The 16,225-nt window shown below is 72.6% G+C and carries 16 protein-coding genes; 7 read left to right on the top strand and 9 right to left on the bottom strand.

Features of this window, described 5'->3' with window-relative positions; all coding sequences use genetic code 11:
• The first annotated feature begins 21 nt into the window (after positions 1-21).
• On the top strand, positions 22-1,026 hold the full coding sequence (locus HEP85_RS16865; protein ID WP_168528475.1) for a LacI family DNA-binding transcriptional regulator: 1,005 nt from the start codon (positions 22-24) through the stop codon (positions 1,024-1,026).
• Between the two features lie 323 nt (positions 1,027-1,349).
• On the opposite strand, the gene HEP85_RS16860 is transcribed toward HEP85_RS16865, so the two are convergent.
• From HEP85_RS16860 to HEP85_RS16845, 4 genes are read right to left on the bottom strand one after another with little or no spacing between them, the layout of a single operon-like run.
• A complete protein-coding gene (locus HEP85_RS16860; protein ID WP_168528474.1) occupies positions 1,350-2,279 on the bottom strand; it encodes an ABC transporter substrate-binding protein in 930 nt (309 codons plus the stop codon).
• A 14-nt stretch (positions 2,280-2,293) separates the two neighbouring features.
• On the bottom strand, positions 2,294-2,968 hold the full coding sequence (locus HEP85_RS16855) for an ABC transporter permease (RefSeq protein ID WP_168528473.1): 675 nt from the start codon (positions 2,966-2,968) through the stop codon (positions 2,294-2,296).
• A 1-nt stretch (position 2,969) separates the two neighbouring features.
• Positions 2,970-3,611: an ABC transporter permease gene (locus tag HEP85_RS16850; protein WP_168528472.1), complete on the bottom strand. Its 642-nt coding sequence runs from the start codon at positions 3,609-3,611 to the stop codon at positions 2,970-2,972.
• Positions 3,608-4,648, bottom strand: a complete 1,041-nt coding sequence (locus tag HEP85_RS16845; RefSeq protein ID WP_168528471.1) for an ABC transporter ATP-binding protein — start codon at positions 4,646-4,648, stop codon at positions 3,608-3,610. The genes HEP85_RS16850 and HEP85_RS16845 overlap by 4 nt, the downstream gene beginning before the upstream one ends.
• A 142-nt stretch (positions 4,649-4,790) precedes the next feature.
• Here HEP85_RS16845 and HEP85_RS16840 point away from each other — a divergent pair, with 142 nt between their 5' ends.
• The 3 genes from HEP85_RS16840 (at position 4,791) to HEP85_RS16830 (ending at position 7,849) form a co-directional block, all read left to right on the top strand.
• Positions 4,791-6,311 (top strand): aromatic amino acid ammonia-lyase, encoded by a 1,521-nt coding sequence (locus HEP85_RS16840; protein WP_168528470.1) that lies wholly within the window; start codon positions 4,791-4,793, stop codon positions 6,309-6,311.
• Complete coding sequence (locus HEP85_RS16835; RefSeq protein WP_168528469.1) at positions 6,308-7,168, top strand: MurR/RpiR family transcriptional regulator; 861 nt, start codon at positions 6,308-6,310, stop codon at positions 7,166-7,168. Before HEP85_RS16840 ends, HEP85_RS16835 begins: the two co-directional genes overlap by 4 nt.
• 111 nt (positions 7,169-7,279) lie before the next feature.
• Positions 7,280-7,849: a hypothetical protein gene (locus HEP85_RS16830; protein ID WP_329288198.1), complete on the top strand. Its 570-nt coding sequence runs from the start codon at positions 7,280-7,282 to the stop codon at positions 7,847-7,849.
• 19 nt (positions 7,850-7,868) lie between these two features.
• Here the strand turns inward: HEP85_RS16830 and HEP85_RS16825 are convergent, their stop codons facing one another.
• The 5 genes from HEP85_RS16825 to HEP85_RS16805 all read right to left on the bottom strand — a co-directional run bounded on the left by HEP85_RS16825 (position 7,869) and on the right by HEP85_RS16805 (position 11,681).
• The gene (locus tag HEP85_RS16825) at positions 7,869-8,243 is read right to left on the bottom strand and encodes a hypothetical protein (protein ID WP_168528468.1); all 375 of its coding nucleotides are present in this window, start codon (positions 8,241-8,243) and stop codon (positions 7,869-7,871) included.
• 16 nt (positions 8,244-8,259) lie between these two features.
• A complete protein-coding gene (locus HEP85_RS16820) occupies positions 8,260-8,769 on the bottom strand; it encodes a roadblock/LC7 domain-containing protein (RefSeq protein WP_329288197.1) in 510 nt (169 codons plus the stop codon).
• Positions 8,770-8,833: 64 nt separating this feature from the next.
• Complete coding sequence (locus tag HEP85_RS16815) at positions 8,834-9,646, bottom strand: transcriptional regulator (protein ID WP_329288196.1); 813 nt, start codon at positions 9,644-9,646, stop codon at positions 8,834-8,836.
• Positions 9,643-10,041 carry a hypothetical protein gene (locus tag HEP85_RS16810; protein WP_168528466.1) on the bottom strand — a complete coding sequence of 133 codons (399 nt, stop codon included), beginning with the start codon at positions 10,039-10,041 and terminating at the stop codon, positions 9,643-9,645. Before HEP85_RS16810 ends, HEP85_RS16815 begins: the two co-directional genes overlap by 4 nt.
• A 230-nt stretch (positions 10,042-10,271) precedes the next feature.
• Positions 10,272-11,681, bottom strand: coding sequence for a diaminopimelate decarboxylase (locus tag HEP85_RS16805; protein ID WP_168533705.1), 1,410 nt, complete (start codon positions 11,679-11,681; stop codon positions 10,272-10,274).
• 206 nt (positions 11,682-11,887) lie between these two features.
• Here HEP85_RS16805 and hutU point away from each other — a divergent pair, with 206 nt between their 5' ends.
• The 3 genes from hutU to HEP85_RS16790 all read left to right on the top strand — a co-directional run bounded on the left by hutU (position 11,888) and on the right by HEP85_RS16790 (position 16,193).
• A complete protein-coding gene (gene hutU / locus HEP85_RS16800) occupies positions 11,888-13,552 on the top strand; it encodes a urocanate hydratase (protein WP_168528465.1) in 1,665 nt (554 codons plus the stop codon).
• A gap of 83 nt (positions 13,553-13,635) precedes the next feature.
• A complete protein-coding gene (locus HEP85_RS16795) occupies positions 13,636-14,838 on the top strand; it encodes an allantoate amidohydrolase (protein ID WP_168533702.1) in 1,203 nt (400 codons plus the stop codon).
• Positions 14,829-16,193 carry a formimidoylglutamate deiminase gene (locus HEP85_RS16790; protein ID WP_168533704.1) on the top strand — a complete coding sequence of 455 codons (1,365 nt, stop codon included), beginning with the start codon at positions 14,829-14,831 and terminating at the stop codon, positions 16,191-16,193. Before HEP85_RS16795 ends, HEP85_RS16790 begins: the two co-directional genes overlap by 10 nt.
• The last annotated feature ends 32 nt before the right edge of the window (positions 16,194-16,225 follow it).

Raw genomic sequence — 16,225 nt, 5'->3', positions numbered from 1 at the left:
CCTCCCGGTAGGCTTCCGGGCATGGCCAGGCCCAATAAGCGCACCACCCTCCGGGAGGTGGCCGAGGCCACGGGTCTCTCCACCGCCGCCGTCTCCTACGCCCTGCGGGGCAAGCACGTCTCGAAGGAGACCGAGGAGCGGGTGCGCAAGGCCGCGGCCGAGCTCGGTTACGAGGCGGATCCCATCGCCCGCGCGCTGGCCAGCGGCCGTACCAGCATGGTCGGCGTCCTCGCGGGGGACCTCCAGGACCTGTGGCAGCAGCAGTTGATGGCGGCCATCGGCCGGGAGCTGCTGGCCGGTGACCGTTACGCGCTGATCCTGGACGCCGGAGGCGATCCCGACCGTGAGCTGGTGCTCGCCAAGCAGTTGCGCGACCAGCGGGTGGACGCGCTCCTCGTGTCGCCGGTGAACCCCTCGGCCGAGGGGTGGGCGGCGATCGCCGACGCGCTGCCGGTGGTGGCCGTCGGGGACTCGCTCAGTGCGGCCCGTACGGCGGGGCAGGTCATCTTCGACAACCGGGCCGGTATCGACGCCGTGCTGGAGTATCTGCACGGTCTCGGCCACCGCCGGGTGACGGTACTGACCCCGACCCGGCCGAGCACGCCGGACCGGCCCGCCGACGTGTATGTGCGCGAGGCGGCCGAGCGGCTCGGGTTGCGGGCCGAACTGGTGCCGTGTCCGCAGGAGTTGGGGGAGGCGACGGTGGTGGCGCGCCGGCTGCTGGACGGGCCCCGCCCCGCGACGGCCGTGTTCTGCTTCTCCGACTCGCTCGCGTACGGGGTGTACGCGGCGGCGGCCGAGGCGTCGCTCGTGGTCGGGCGGGACGTGTCCGTGGTCGGGTTCGACGACCATCCCGTCTCGCGGGTGCTTGCTCCGCCGTTGACCACGGTGGACTGGGGGTTGTCCGAGATCGCCGCGGAGGCTGCGCGGTTGACTGTTGCGGCGATCGAGGGGAAGCGGGTGCGGAGGAAGAGGATTCTGTGTGCGCCTCGGATGAGTGAACGGGGTTCGGCTGTACGGGTGTAGTCCCACCGCCCCTTCCTCGCCCCCGCCGCCCCTACCCTCCCCCAAGCTCTCGGCTTCGCTCGAGCAGGGGGACCCCCACCATCCCGTACCTGGGGGCTCCGCCCCAGACTCCGCCAGGGGCGCTGCGCCCCCTGGACCCTCGCATCGCCCGAAGGGCTCGTCCTCAAACGCCGGACGGGCTGATGGTGCTTAAGCCTGGGCTGCGGATTTTCAGCCCGTCCGGCGATTGAGGACAAGGCCCTCAAGGCCGACCGGGGGTCTGGGGGCGGAGCCCCAGGAACGGACGGGTCTGGTAGGGGCGGCGGGGGCGAAAAAAGGGCCGGTCACGTCAGTTTCTTGGATTTCAGCCACGCGTCCGCGACCTCGTCCGGATCCTTCCTCTCCTTGTCCACCAGCCGGTTGAGCCGGGTCAGCTCCTCGGACGAGAGCACGTTGCCGAGGGACGCCAGGGCCTTGCGGACCTTGGCGTCGGCCTTGCGGGAGGCGATGAGCGGGACGATGTGCTGGGACGGGATCAGGTTCAGCGGGTCGGTGAGGACGACCCAGCCGTTCTCGATGACGTCCACGTCAGTGGTGAAGACGTTGGCGACGTCGACGTCGCCCTTCTTCAGGGCGCCCTTGACCAGCGGCCCGGAGGAGTCGAGGGACTTGAACTCCTTGAACTCCACGCCGTAGCGCTCCTTGAGGCCCACCGCCCCGACGACCCGCTTCTTCATCTCGGCCGCCGCGCCCAGGACCAGCTTCCCGTTGGCCTTGCGCAGGTCGGCGAGGCTCTTGAGGCCGTACTTGTCGGCGGTCTCCCGGGTGACCGCGAAGCTGTCGCGGTCCTCGGCCGCCGCGTACGGCAGGACTTCCAGACCGGCGGGCAGCACGGTCGTCAGCGTGTTCTGCATGGCGCCGGCCTCGGTGTCCGTGGCCTTCGCGTCCAGGTAGAGGAGCAGACTGCCCTGGTACTCGGGCAGGAGGTCGATGTCGCCGCCCTCCAGCGCGGGCACGACGATCTCGCGCGAGCCCAGGTTGGGGCGCACCTTCGTCCTGATGCCCGCGGCCGAGAGGACACCCGCGTACAGGTACCCGAGGATCTGGTTCTCGGTGAAGTTGGCGGTGCCGATGGTCAGACCGCCGGCGCTGGATCCGGAGCCGCCGCTGCCGCCGCCGGAGTTGTCGAGCGAGGTGATGCCGCCGCCGCAGGCGGCCAGGGCGGGGACGGAGGCCGCGGCGAACAGGCCCCCGAGCAGAGTCCTACGGTTCATGGTTCTTCGGCTCCTCAGTGGGCGGCGGCGGAACGGAGATGACGGAAGAGGTAGCGCTGGAGTCCGGCCAGCGCGAGGTCGAGCACGACGGCGACGACCGCCACCAGGACCGCGCCGCCGAGGACCTGGACGAGGTCGCGCTGCGCCAGGCCGTCGAAGACGTACCGGCCCAGGCCGCCGAAGCTGACGTACGCGGCGATCGTGGCGGTGGACACGACCTGGATGAGGGAGAGCCGCAGGCCCGTCATGATCAGGGGGAGGGCCAGCGGGATCTCCACCTGGAACAGGACCTGGTGAGCGCGCATGCCCTGGCCGCGGGCCGCGTCCTTGACCTCCGGGTCGACGGCGCTCATGCCCGCGTAGGTGTTGGTGACGATGGCCGGCACGGCGAGGACGACCAGGGCCACGTACACCGACCACAGCGACAGGCCGCTGATCAGGAAGACCAGGACGACCAGGCCCACGGTGGGCAGCGCGCGGCCGAAGGAGGACAGGTTGATGGCGAGGAACGCGCCCCTGCCGGTGTGACCGATCAGCAGGCCGAGGGGCAGCGCGATCGCGGCGGCGATGAGCGTGGCGAACAGCGAGTACTCCAGGTGCTCGGCGATCCGGTGCGCGATGCCGTCGTTGCCGGCCCACTGGTCGCCGCTGACCAGCCACTTGGCGAGGTTCTGGAAGAGTTCGTACATGTCAGGCTCGCCGCCTCGTCCAGGGGGTGAGTACGTACTGGATCGCGACCAGCAGGGCGTCCGCGACCAGGGCCAGCAGCAGGGTCAGCACGACGCCCACGATCACCGGCGTCGGGAAGTCGCGCTGGAATCCGTCCGTGAAGAGCTGGCCGAGTCCGCCGTCGCCGATGTACGTGGCGACGGAGACCAGGGAGATCGACATCACCGTCGCGATGCGGACCCCCGCCATGATCACCGGGAGGGCGAGCGGGAGTTCGACGGTGAGGAGGGTGCGCAGCGGGCGGGTGCCCATGGCCTTCGCGGCCTCCTTGGTCTTCACGGGGACCGAGTCGAGGCCCTCGACGGTGTTCCGCAACAGGACGACGAGGGAGTAGACCGTCAGGCCGATGACCGTGGTGGTGCGGGTCAGGCCGCTCACCGGGAGCAGGAGGACGAAGATCGCGATCGAGGGGATCGTGAAGAGGACGTTCGAGAGGCCGAGGAGCACTCCGCGCAGGGGGCGGACGCGGTGTGCGAGCACGGCCAGCGGGAGGGAGATCAGCAGGCCGAGGAGGACCGCCGAGAGCGCGGCCTGCAGATGCGAGAGGGTGAGGCTGGTCAGGTCGTCGGTGTGGTCGCCCAGCCAGGACCAGTCGATGGTCATATGGCGACGCTCGCGGTGCCGTGGGCCCTGGCGGCGTGCTCGTGGATGTCGTCCCGGGACGTGACACCGGTCAGCGCGCCCTGTGCGTCGACCCGCGCCACCAGACCGGCCGGCGAGGCGATCGACTCGTTCAGGGCGGCGAGCAGGGAGTCGCCGTCCCGCAGCGGCCGTACGGGGAAGGTGGTGTCCCCGGACGTGGAGCGCCAGCTCCGTGGCCGGCGGTCCTCGTCGAGGACGAGGGTCCAGGCGCCGCCCTCGGGGGCGGGGCCCTGCGGCACCTCGGCGAGGTTCTCCAGCGAGAGGAGCTTCAGGCCCCGCTCGGCGCCGAGGAAGTCGGCGACGAAGTCGTCCGCCGGGCGGCCGAGCAGTTCGGCGGGGCTCGCGCACTGCACCAGGTGGCCGCCGGTCCGGAAGATCGCGATCTGGTCGCCGAGCCGGACCGCCTCGTCGACGTCGTGCGTGACGAAGACGATGGTCTTGCTCAACTCCTTCTGCAATCGCAGCAGTTCGTCCTGGAGCTGGGTGCGCACCACCGGGTCGACCGCGCCGAAGGGTTCGTCCATGAGTAGGACGGGCGGGTCGGCGGCGAGGGCGCGGGCCACGCCGACGCGCTGCTGCTGGCCGCCGGAGAGCTGGTGCGGGTAGCGCTTGCCGGCGTCGGCGGCCAGACCGACCGTCTCCAGCAGTTCGGCCGCCCGGGCGCGGGCCTTCCTGCGGCCCCAGCCCAGCAGCAGCGGCACGGTGGCGATGTTGTCGAGCACCGTGCGGTGCGGGAAGAGGCCGGACTGCTGGATGACGTAGCCGATGGAGCGGCGCAGTTCGGCGGCGTCCCGCTCCAGGACGTCCTTGCCGCCGACGCGGATGGTGCCGGAGGTCGGATCGACCATCCGGTTGATCATCCTCAGGGTGGTGGTCTTACCGCAACCGGAAGATCCGACGAGGACCGTCACGCCGCCTTCCGGCATCTCCAGGGAGAGGTCGTGGACTGCGGTGGTGCCGTTGGGGAAGCGCTTGTGGACCGTGTCGAACTGGATCATGAGGTGTCCCTTGCCCGGTCTGCATATCGTCATGCAGAGTTCTCTGTACCTGAATAGGTTGTCAACGGTCCGGCGTTAATCGCTGGTTACTCATGGCCGCCAGGCAAGATTCAATGTCGGGATCGAGGGGAGTTCGGGCCTTATGTCGTCTCGGAATGTGGACACGTTCGACGCGGTGGACGCACCGGTCACGGCCGGGCTCGTGGTCCTGGACGGGTGCGGCACCGGTGTCGAGGACATCGTCCGGCTCGCCGACGGCACCTCGCGCCCGGTCCCCGGCACCGAGGCGATGAAGCGCGTCGAGGTGTCCTGGGACGCCGCCCGGCAGATCGCCGCGACCGGCCGGGTCTACGGCCGCTCCACCGGCGTCGGCGCCAACCGGAACGAGGACGTGCCGACCGAGGCGGCCGCCGAGCACGGTCTGCGGCTGCTGCGCAGCCACGCCGGGGCGATCGGCGAGGAGCTCCCCGCCCGGCAGGTACGGGCCATGCTCGCCGTCCGCGCCAACCAGCTGCTGGCCGGCGGAGCGGGTCTGCGGCCCACCGTCGTCACCGCCCTGTGCGAGGCGCTGGAGGCCGGGGCGTACCCCGTCGTGAACGAGTTCGGATCGGTCGGCACCGGGGACATCGCGGCGCTGGCCCAGCTCGGACTGGCGCTGGTGGGGGAGCACCGGTGGAGGGGAACGGGCGCTCCGGAGCCCCAGCCCCTCGACAACAACGACGCTCTCGCGCTGATCAGCAGCAACGCGCTCACCCTCGGACAGTCCGCCCTCGCCCTGCACGAGCTGCGCGGGCTGATCGCGGCCACCCAGGTCGTCGCCGCGCTGTCGCTGCTGGCCGTCGACGGTTCGCACGAGGCGTACGCCGCCCCCGTCCACGCCGCGCGGCCGCACCGGGGGTCGGGCGAAGTGGCCAGGCGGATGCGGGAGCTGATCGGCGCCGCCGACCGGCCCACCCCGCCGCTCGGGCGGATCCAGGACCCGTACGGCTTCCGGTGCGTTCCGCAGATCCACGGGCCCGCGCACGACGCCGCGGACTCGCTCGACGAGGTCCTCTCCGTCGAGATCAACGCGGCCGCCGAGAACCCCCTGATCTCCGCCGAGGACATGGCCGCCTACCACCACGGTGGCTTCTACCAGGCCCAACTCGCCCTCGCCCTGGACCACTTCAGGCTGGCGGTCACTCAGGTGGCCCGGCTGTCCACCTCCCGGCTCTCCACCCTCAACGAACCCGCCTACACCCGGCTGCGGCCCTTCCTCGCCGACCACGAGCCCGCGTCCTCCGGAGTGATGATCCTGGAATACGCCGCCGGGGCCGCCCTCGGTGACCTGCGGGCCTTCTCCGCGCCCGCCTCGCTCGGCCACGCTGTACTCTCCCGGGGCGTCGAGGAACAGGCGAGCTTCGCCTCGCTCGCCGCACGGCAGACACTGCGGGCGTGCGGTGCCTACCGTCTCGTCGTCGGCTGTGAACTGGTCGCCGCCGTACGGGCGCTGCGCCAGCGCGACCTGCGGCCCGACCCGGAGCTGCCGGTCGGACGGGCGCTGGAACTGGCCGAGTCGGTGCTCGGCCTCGACCAGGCCGACCGGCCGCTCACCGACGACGTGACGGCGGCGGCCGCGCTGCTCGACCGGTTCGCGGACATCTGGAGGGGGAGCGGATCATGAGCGTGGACAGGGAATCGAACGTGACGGACAGCCCGGCCGGGCGCCTTCAGGCGCTCTTCGAGGGGCACCGGCTGACACCGACCCAGCGGCGCATCGCGCACAGCATGGTGCGGCGCGCCGCCGACGTGCCGTTCCTGTCGAGCGTCGAACTCGCCGAACTCGCCGGCGTCAGCCAGCCGTCCGTGACCCGCTTCGCGGTCGCGCTCGGCTTCGACGGCTACCCGGCGCTGCGCCGGCACCTGCGCGAGGTCGCCCCCACCGAACAGGCGGCGGCCCCGGGCTCGTACAACGAGTACCAGCAGGCCGTCGAGGCGGAGATCGAGAACCTGAAGCACCTCGCCGCGGTGCTCGCCGACCCGCGCCCGGTGCAGCGTGCGGGCCGCCTGCTGGCCGCCTCCCGCCCGCTCCCGGTGCTCGGGCTGCGGGCCGCGGCCTCCCAGGCGTACGGCTTCGCGTACTTCGCCGCCAAGGTCCACCCCGACGTACGGCTGCTGCACGAGGGCGGCACCATGCTGCACGACCGCGTCGACGCCGCGGTGCGCGCCGGAGCGAGTGCCCTGCTCTGCTTCGCGCTGCCCCGCCACCCGCGCGAGGTCGTGGACGCCCTCGGTTATGCGAAGGAGGCGGGCCTGACGGTCGTCACGGTCGCGGACTCCGCCTTCGCGCCGGTGGCGAAGGTGTCGGACCTGCTGCTGCCGGCCGCGGTCGGCACCGGGCTCGCCTTCGACACGGCCTGCGCCCCCATGCTCCTCGGGCGGGTCCTGCTGGAGGCGATGTGCGACGACCTGCCGGACGCCCAGGCGCGGCTGGAGGAGTTCGACACCCGGGCCTCGGCCCGGGGACTGTTCGTGGAATAGGTCCCGCGGTCACGCTTCGGTGGAGCGGCCGCGCTTCTCAGACTCATCTCACCTTCGCTCGTTAGCCTGCCCGCCCGAAGACGCTGACGGCGGACGAAAGGGAGGCGGAAGGTGGCGCACGGAGGGCAGGGACTGGCCCGGGTGGCCGTCGTGGTGAGGGCCGGGGCCGCGCCGCTGTGGTGGTGCGGAGTGTTCGCGGCCGGTGTCGGAGTGCTGGTGCCGGGCCTGACCGGGCGGCGTATCGGCGTCCTGTCCGGCGCCGCGCTGTTCGTCCTGGCCGCCGCCGTGACGGCGTACACCCGCAGGAAGCGGTATGCCGCCCTGGTCCGCTCCGCGGCCCGGGCGGGCAAGCACGACGTGCTGCAGGACCGGGCCGTGACGATACGCAACTGGCGCCGCGGCCACCGCTGGTGGCTGCTGCTCGCCTTCGTGGCCGCGCTGGGCGGCTCCTTCGCCCTGCCCGCCGCGGGCGGCATGCTGCTGGCCGGCGCGGGCGTCGGCCTGTGGCTGAAGGCCGGCTGGCTCGGGCGCCGCGAACGCGCCGAGCAGGCGCTGATCTGGGTACGGGTCGACTGGCTCGGCCGGGGCTCCGGTGCCCCCGCGGGCAAGCCGGTCAAGGCCTGCCGGGCCACCGGTGTGGCGGCCGGCGACGCCGCGCCCGGAGGAGCGCGACGTCGCTGACCGGATACCGGCCCGGCCGTTACACCTCGAGGTCCGCCTCGATCCTCTTCAGCTGGTGCCTGGCCATCGCCAGGTTGGAACGCTTCGCGTCGAGCACCAGGTACAGGAAGAGCCCGTTGCCGCCGCGCCCCTTCATCAGCCGGATCAGGTGGTACTGGTCGGACAGCGTGATCAGGATGTCCTCGATCTCGCCCTTCAGCCCGAGGTGCTCCATGGTGCGCAGCTTGGCGCGGACGACGTCGGTGTTGCCGGCCGCCGCGACGGTGAGGTCGAAGCCCTTGCTGCCGCCGATCGTGCCCAGCGCCATGCCGCTGGTGTAGTCGACGAGAGCGGCTCCGGTCGCGCCCTCGATGGACGCCAGCGCCTCTTTCAGTGCGGTTTCGGTGTTGGTCATGGTGTGGTTCTCCCTCTCAGCTTTCCGATGTGCGTGGGGTGTTGGGTGTAGGAGTGGTCGATGTGCGGGATGCGCCGCGCGCCGGGCGGGCGCGGGTGGGCAGCGGGGCGGTCCGGGTGGGAGCCCTCGCCGGGGTGACCGGTTCACCGCGCGCCGTCGCGGCCTCCACGAGCTCGCCGATCCGGGTTCCGGAGCGCCGTCCCTCCAGATGCAGCCGGCCGACGTTGACCCGGTCCTGGGCCAGCAGCGTCAGTACGGCGGAGGCGCCCGCCGCGTACGTCGCCACATAGCCGTCGACGCCGCGCACCAGCAGCTCGCGGAAGTCGCCCTGCCCGGTGGCGTCCGCCATCCGCACGGCGACCCCCAGCGCGGCCGCGGTGAGCGCGGCCACGCCCTCGGGTTCCACTCCGGGCGTGTCGTGGGCGAGCACGAGACCGTCGACGCTGGCCGCCAGAGCACCGGTCAGCTGGGGCACGCGGGCCCTCAACCGGTGCAGTTCGTCGAGGACTTCGGGTTCCGCCGCCATCAGCAGTCTCCTCTCGGCACGCTGTCGCAGCGCGCGGATCACAGGGCCTCCCGTCGTTCCGGGGTCACAGCGCCTCCAGCGCGTCTCGCAGCCGGCGCAGCAGCGCGACGTCGGGGTCGGCGGAGGACTGGGTGAGCACAGTGGGCACCGGAGGCCGCTCCGGCGGGTTCGCCGCCGTCACGACTCCGGCGGCGGCCAGCCGGCGGACGTCGACCAGGGTGTGGAAGGCCGGCCGACCCAGGGCGAGCGAGATGTCCGAGGCCGTGCGCAGGCCGTCCACCCGGCCGAGCACGGACCACTGCCGGAGCGGGACCGACGGCTCGCAGGAGCGCCGGGAGCGCGCCAGCGGAGCGGTGTCCGTCGCGGGGTCGGGCCAGACCCGGTGCAGCAGGTGACGGCGGCGCACCGTCTCGCGCTCCAGCGCGGCCACCGGGACGGGGCGTACCGGACCGAGCCAGTGCGCGGCCCCGTACCGGAACCGGGCCGGGGTGCTGCTCGGCCCCAGCACGAAGTACGCCGCGTCGTACAGCGCCCCGAGGTGGCACAGTTCGAGCGCGCCCTCGGCGATCCGGCCGCGTTCCACCAGGAACCGGCCGACCCGGCGGCGTGCGCCGGCCTCCGCGACCGCCTCCCGCCAGGCCTCCGCCGCCACCACGCCGCGTGCGGTGAGCAGCACGTCGAGCGACGGGGTGGCGGGGCTCTCGGCGTGCACGACGTCTCCGTCGCAGAGGTAGAGCACACCGCGCTCGCGCACCAGTACGCCGGTGGCGCGCTCGGCGGCGAGCCGGCTGAGCATCGGCGAGACGGCGTTGACGGGACCCGCCCCCTTGTCGCGCACCGGAAGTTCGAGCGGGGGCGGTGTTCTGACCGTGGTCATCCGAGCACCAGCCGCCCTGCCATCTCGCCGAGCCTGATCCTGGCCAGAGCGAGATTGCCGTCCGTCCGGTCCAGCCACAGGTGCAGGAAGACGCTGCTGTCGAAGGTGGTCCTGACGAACCGCAGCAGGTGGTAGCTGTCGCGGTTGCTGATGATCAGGTCCTCGACCGGTGTCTCCTGCTCGGACCAGTCGGAACCGTCGGCCGGGGCGAACGCCTTGTGCTCGGCGGCGAGCCGGGCGAGCTCGGCGGCCTCGGCCGCGGTCGTCTCGTGGTCACCGCCCGGCGCGTCCCCGACCGTGCCCAGGGCCAGCCCGCTGGTCCAGTCGACCACCGCGGCTCCCCGGGCACCGGGCAGTCGCATGGCTTCCAGTAGGCACTCGTCGATTCCGGGCACCGTTTATCCCCTCCCGCCAAAGGGTTCGGCCGAGTGACGACGAAGTTACGCAACGTGTGCGTGGCGAGTGATGGAAATGGCATTTTCCTGTGGAACATGCCCGGCGGTGACTAAGGTAGGTCGACTGACCACATTTTCCGGTGGGTTGGGCGTCCGCTCGAAGACCTGCCGGGGGGCGCCGGCGGGCCCGCCGGGGCGCGCGGCCGACCTCCGCGCGCTGTCGTCCGGCCCTACAGTCCCGAGAGCGCGGACGGCTGCGCTCCACCCGACTCCGCGACAATCTCGGCGAGGGTCTGCGGCTCCCGTACGACCGCGAAACGCACCCCCGCCCTCCCGTGTCCGTCCGCGCCCCGGTGGCCGCCGGCCGGTGCGTAGCCGTGGATGCCGGGGCGGGCCAGGGAGTTGTACGCGTAGTGGTGCGCGAAGTAGTACGCGCCCGTGTCCAGCGCCGCCGCGTAGTCGCCCTGTTCGAGCAGCGGCAGCGCGAGTCCCTCGGCGAGCAGGTCACCCGCGAAACAGGCCGGGCCCGCGACGTCCTGCACCACGTCGGGCCCCGGCTTGGGCCGCCCCTTCGCGTCGTACGCGGCGATGCGCAGCGGCCAGGACGCGGGCGCGTAGACCGTACGGGCGGCGATCTGCACCCCGGCGTGCGTGACCGCGACGGGCCGTCCGCCGGCGGACTTCGCGTACTCGACCCGCGCGACCACGGTTCCGTGTTTGGCCAGCAGTGACCGCCCGAACTCGGTGACCAGTCCGTACCGTCCGTCGAAGAGCCCCGGCACCGCCTCGGCGAGCAGCCGCGCGTACTGCGCGTAGGTCGGGGCCGTGGCGTCGGAGCCGAAGTTGACCGGTAGTCCGCCGCCGATGTCGAGCGTGTCGATCTGCCGCCGGCCGACGTGCCGGTTGATCTCCTCCGCGAGCGCGTACGTCTCGGCGATCCCCCGGGCCATCAGCGAGAGCGGGATGCCCTGCGATCCGGTGTGCGCGTGCAGCCGGGTCAGCCAGGGGCGGTCGGCGTACGCCCGGACGATCCAGTCCCGGGCACCCTCGTCCCGCAGGGCGACGCCGAACTTCGAGGTCGCCGTCGCGGTCGAGAGCGCCTCGATGGAACCGCCGCCGACCTGCGGGTTCACCCGGATCCCGAGAGGTGAGGCGGGATCCGTGGACCCCACCAGGGCGTCGAGGCGCGTCAGCTCCTGCGGGTTGTCCGCGTTGACGGCGATGCCCAGCGTCAGCGCCTCGCGCAGTTCGGCGGTCGTCTTGGCCGGGGAGTCGAGCACGGTCCGGGACGGCGGTACTCCGGCCGCGCGGGCGAGGGCGACCTCGCCCGGGCTCGCCACCTCGGCGCCGATGCCGTGCTCGTGCAGCAGCCGCAGTACGGGCACGAGGGGGGTCGCCTTCACCGCGAAGGCGTGCAGGACGGGCGTGCCGGGCGCCGTCACGGCGTCGAAGGCCGCCCGCAGCGCCGCCGCCGAGGCCCTGATGCCGGGAACGTCGAGCAGCGCGATGATGGGGGACTCGGGCCCCAGCAGCCCCTGTTCCACGGCGGCCCGGACCGCTTCGTCGCGCCGCGCCACCCGATCGGAGTCCGACCCGTGCCCGCCTCCCCTCGCGTGAGACCTTCGATCACCCGGGGGCATCACCCTGTGCCCACCCGTCCCGCCGCTCGTCGGATCCCCCGACCTGTCCCTGTCTGAGCCCATACATCCCAGCCAAACACCCGCGGCGCGCCCGCGCTGGCCTACCGTTCTATTGACTAGCTCTATTCAAGGCGACAGGATGTGAATATCTGCTGCAACAGTTCGCTGCAGCGTCAGCCGGAACAGTTCCGCACAGGAGGCAGACCATGTCAGGACCCCGCCCCGTCCGAGCGCCGCGCGGTACGGAACTGAGTGCCCTGGGATGGCAGCAGGAAGCCGCGCTGCGGATGCTGCAGAACAACCTCGACCCCGAGGTCGCCGAGCACCCCGACAAGCTCGTCGTCTACGGCGGCACCGGCAAGGCCGCCCGCGACTGGCGCTCCTTCGACGCCATGGTGCGCACCCTGCGGACCCTGAAGCAGGACGAGACGATGCTCGTCCAGTCCGGCCGCCCCGTCGGCGTCATGCAGACCCACGAGTGGGCCCCGCGCGTCCTCATCGCCAACTCCAACCTGGTCGGCGACTGGGCCAACTGGGAGGAGTTCCGGCGCCTGGAGGCGCTCGGCCTCACCATGTACGGCCAGATGACGGCCGGCTCCTGGATCTACATCGGCACCCAGGGCATCCTCCAGGGCACCTACGAGACCTTCTCCGCCGTCGCCGCCAAGAAGTTCGGCGGCACGCTCGCCGGCACCATCACCCTGACCGCCGGTCTCGGGGGCATGGGCGGCGCCCAGCCCCTCGCCGTGACGATGAACGACGGCGTCGCGATCTGCATCGACGTCGACCCGCGCGCCATCGAGCGCCGCATCGAGCACCGCTACCTGGACGTGCGGGCCGACTCCCTGGAGCACGCCCTCCAGCTCGCCGTCGAGGCCCGCGACCAGCGCAGGCCGCTCTCGATCGGCCTCCTGGGCAACGCCGCCGACCTGCTGCCCCGCATGCTCGCCGAGGGCGCCCCCATCGACATCGTGACCGACCAGACCTCGGCCCACGACCCGCTCGCCTACCTCCCCGTCGGCGTGGACTTCGACGACATGGCCTCGTACGCGGCCAAGGACCCGGCGGGCTTCACCACCCGCGCCCGCGAGTCGATGGCCCGCCACGTCGAGGCCATGGTCGGCTTCATGGACGCCGGCGCCGAGGTCTTCGACTACGGCAACTCGATCCGCGGCGAGGCACAACTCGCGGGCTACGAGCGGGCGTTCGCCTTCCCCGGCTTCGTCCCCGCCTACATCCGCCCGCTCTTCTCCGAGGGCAAGGGCCCCTTCCGCTGGGCGGCCCTGTCCGGCGAGGCCTCCGACATCCACAAGACGGACAAGGCGATCCTCGACCTCTTCCCGGAGAACGAGTCCCTGCACCGCTGGATCAAGCTGGCCGGCGAGCGCGTCCACTTCCAGGGCCTGCCCGCCCGCATCTGCTGGCTCGGCTACGGCGAGCGCGACAAGGCGGGCGAGCGGTTCAACGACATGGTGGCCTCCGGTGAGCTCGCCGCGCCCCTCGCCATCGGCCGCGACCACCTCGACTGCGGTTCCGTCGCCTCCCCGTACCGCGAGACCGAGGCCATGCTCGACGGCTCCGACGCGATCGCCGACTGGCCGCTGCTCAACGCCATGGTGAACGTCGCCTCGGGCGCCTCCTGGGTCTCCATCCACCACGGCGGCGGCGTCGGCATGGGCCGCTCCATCCACGCCGGCCAGGTCACCGTCGCCGACGGCACCGCGCTGGCCGGTGAGAAGATCCGCCGCGTCCTGACCAACGACCCCGGCATGGGCGTCATCCGCCACGTGGACGCCGGCTACGACATCGCCGAGTCCGTTGCCGCCGAGCGCGGCGTGCGCGTCCCGATGCGGGAAGGCGAGTCCGCGTGACCCAGCACGACGGCGGCCCGGGGACCGTGCCCCCGGCCGCCCCGGCCGTACCGGGCGGCTCCCGGCCGGCCTCCTTCCACACCATGTGGCGGGACCTTCGGCCCATCGGGCGCCACGCGGACAGCGGCGGATACCGCCGGTTCGCCTGGACCGGGGCCGACGCCGACTGCCGGGCGTGGTTCCGCACGCAGGCCGAGTCCCGCGGGCTGCGCTACGAGCTGGACCGCAACGGGAACCAGTGGGCCTGGCTCGGCGACCCCGCCGAGGGCGACGCCGTGGTCACCGGATCCCATCTGGACTCCGTGCCCGACGGCGGTGCCTTCGACGGGCCGCTCGGCGTCGTGTCGTCCTTCGCCGCCCTCGACGAACTGCGCGGCAGGCAGGCCCGGTTCACCAGGCCGCTCGCCGTCGTCAACTTCGGGGACGAGGAGGGCGCCCGGTTCGGACTCGCGTGCGTCGGCTCCCGGCTGGCCGCCGGGCAGCTCACCGTCGAGCAGGCACACCGGCTCACGGACGCCGACGGCGTCACGCTCCCGCAGGCCATGGAGCGGGCCGGGTACGACCCCGACACCATCGGACCGGACCCTGAACGCCTCTCCCGTATCGGCGCCTTCGTCGAACTCCACGTCGAGCAGGGCCGGGCCCTCGACCTGTCCGGCGACCGGGTCGGCATCGCCAGCGCCATCTGGCCGCACGGCCGCTGGCGCTTCGACTTCCGGGGCGAGGCCAACCACGCCGGCACCACCCGGCTCGTGGACCGCCGCGACCCGATGCTCCCGTACGCCGAGACCGTGCTCGCCGCCCGGCGCGAGGCCCTGATCACGGGCGCCGTCGCCACCTTCGGCAAGATCTCCGTCGAGCCGAACGGCGTGAACGCCATCCCGTCGCTGGTGCGCGGCTGGCTGGACTCCCGCGCCGCCGACCAGCCGACCCTCGACACCGTCGTCACCGGCATCGAGAAGGCGGCCCGGGAGTACGCGCAGGCCCAGGGCGTCGAACTCGACGTCGTGCGCGAGTCGTTCACCCCCGTCGTCGAGTTCGAGCACGCCCTGCGCGACGAGCTCGCCCGCATCCTCACCACCACGGCGGACCTCACCGTCCCCGTGCTGGGGACGGGTGCCGGACACGACGCCGGAATCCTCTCCGGGACCGTCCCGACCGCCATGCTGTTCGTACGCAACCCCACGGGTGTCTCGCACTCCCCGGCCGAGTACGCCGCCGAGGACGACTGCGTGGCCGGGGTGACCGCACTCGCCGACGTACTCGAAGGGCTGGCCTGCAGGTGACGCAGACGTACTGGCTGGAACACGCCTGGCTCGACACCCACGTCGAGCCGGGCGTCGCCCTGACCGTGTCGGGCAGCGGCTCCGCCGCCGGCGCGGACGGCCGCATCACCGCCCTGCGCGCGGGCGTCCGCACCCCGCCCCCGGGCGCCGAGATCCTGCGCGGACTCACCCTCCCCGGACTCGCCGACGCCCACTCGCACGCCTTCCACCGAGCCCTGCGCGGCACCGTCCAGGTGGGCTCCGGCACCTTCTGGACCTGGCGCGAGACCATGTACTCCGTCGCGGACCGGCTGACCCCGGAGACCTACCACGCGCTCGCCCGCGCGGTGTACGCCGAGATGGCGCTCGCGGGCGTCACGGCCGTCGGCGAGTTCCACTACCTGCACCACGCCCCGGGCGGCACCCCCTACGCCGACCCGAACGCGATGGGCGAGGCACTGATCGAGGCCGCGCGGGAGGCCGGGATCAGGATCACGCTGCTCGACACGGCGTACGTCTCCTCGGGCTTCGGCCAGCCGCCCAACCGCCACCAGCTGCGCTTCTCCGACGGCAGCGCGGACGCCTGGGCGGAACGCTCCTCCCTCCTCAAGGACCGTGACCACGCACGGATCGGCGCGGCCGTCCACTCCGTACGGGCCGTGCCCGCCGGACAGCTGGCGACCGTGGCGCGCTGGGCCGAGGAACGCCGCGCCCCGCTCCACGTGCACCTGTCCGAGCAGACCGCGGAGAACGACGCCTGTCTGCGGCACCACGGCTGCACCCCCACCCGGCTGCTCGCCGACCACGGCGTGCTCGGCCCGCGCACCACGGGCGTCCACAACACGCACCTCACCGACGAGGACATCGCCCTGCTCGGCGGCTCCTCGACCGGCACCTGCATGTGCCCCACCACCGAACGCGACCTCGCCGACGGCATCGGCCCCGCCGCCGCCCTGCAGCGCGCGGGCTCGCCCCTCTCCCTCGGCTCCGACAGCCACGCCGTCATCGACCTCCTCGAAGAGGCCCGCGCGATGGAGCTGAACGAACGCCTGCGCACCCGCACCCGCGGCCACTGGACGGCCGCCGCCCTGCTGCGCGCCGCCTCCGCGGACGGTCACGCGGCCCTGGGCTGGGACGACGCGGGCACCCTTGAAGTCGGCGCGCGCGCCGACTTCACGACGATCGCGCTCGACTCGGTCAGAACGGCGGGCACGCTGCCGCGACTCGGCGCGGAGTCGGCCGTGTTCGCCGCGACGGCCGCCGACGTACGCCACACGGTCGTGGCGGGCCGGCCCGTCGTACGCGACGGCGCGCACACCCTCGTACCGGATGTGCCGAAGGCCCTCGCGGACGCCGTCGAAGCGCTGCGCGCCTGACACCCGTCCACAGGCTCACCACCGACAAGGAC

Origin of the sequence: Streptomyces sp. RPA4-2, assembly GCF_012273515.2 — a bacterium.
Lineage (GTDB): Bacteria > Actinomycetota > Actinomycetes > Streptomycetales > Streptomycetaceae > Streptomyces > Streptomyces kaempferi.
The sequence above is the reverse complement of the archived record's forward strand: the minus strand, read 5'-3'. Positions and strand labels throughout refer to the sequence as shown.

Excerpts from the sequence above, each read along its gene's own strand:
- HEP85_RS16865 (WP_168528475.1), top strand. The coding sequence starts at position 22 with ATGGCCAGGCCCAATAAGCGCACCACCCTCCGGGAGGTGGCCGAGGCC.
- HEP85_RS16860 (WP_168528474.1), bottom strand. The coding sequence starts at position 2,279 with ATGAACCGTAGGACTCTGCTCGGGGGCCTGTTCGCCGCGGCCTCCGTC.
- HEP85_RS16855 (WP_168528473.1), bottom strand. The coding sequence starts at position 2,968 with ATGTACGAACTCTTCCAGAACCTCGCCAAGTGGCTGGTCAGCGGCGAC.
- HEP85_RS16850 (WP_168528472.1), bottom strand. The coding sequence starts at position 3,611 with ATGACCATCGACTGGTCCTGGCTGGGCGACCACACCGACGACCTGACC.
- HEP85_RS16845 (WP_168528471.1), bottom strand. The coding sequence starts at position 4,648 with ATGATCCAGTTCGACACGGTCCACAAGCGCTTCCCCAACGGCACCACC.
- HEP85_RS16840 (WP_168528470.1), top strand. The coding sequence starts at position 4,791 with ATGTCGTCTCGGAATGTGGACACGTTCGACGCGGTGGACGCACCGGTC.
- HEP85_RS16835 (WP_168528469.1), top strand. The coding sequence starts at position 6,308 with ATGAGCGTGGACAGGGAATCGAACGTGACGGACAGCCCGGCCGGGCGC.
- HEP85_RS16825 (WP_168528468.1), bottom strand. The coding sequence starts at position 8,243 with ATGACCAACACCGAAACCGCACTGAAAGAGGCGCTGGCGTCCATCGAG.
- HEP85_RS16820 (WP_329288197.1), bottom strand. The coding sequence starts at position 8,769 with ATGGCGGCGGAACCCGAAGTCCTCGACGAACTGCACCGGTTGAGGGCC.
- HEP85_RS16815 (WP_329288196.1), bottom strand. The coding sequence starts at position 9,646 with ATGACCACGGTCAGAACACCGCCCCCGCTCGAACTTCCGGTGCGCGAC.
- HEP85_RS16805 (WP_168533705.1), bottom strand. The coding sequence starts at position 11,681 with ATGCCCCCGGGTGATCGAAGGTCTCACGCGAGGGGAGGCGGGCACGGG.
- hutU (WP_168528465.1), top strand. The coding sequence starts at position 11,888 with ATGTCAGGACCCCGCCCCGTCCGAGCGCCGCGCGGTACGGAACTGAGT.
- HEP85_RS16795 (WP_168533702.1), top strand. The coding sequence starts at position 13,636 with ATGTGGCGGGACCTTCGGCCCATCGGGCGCCACGCGGACAGCGGCGGA.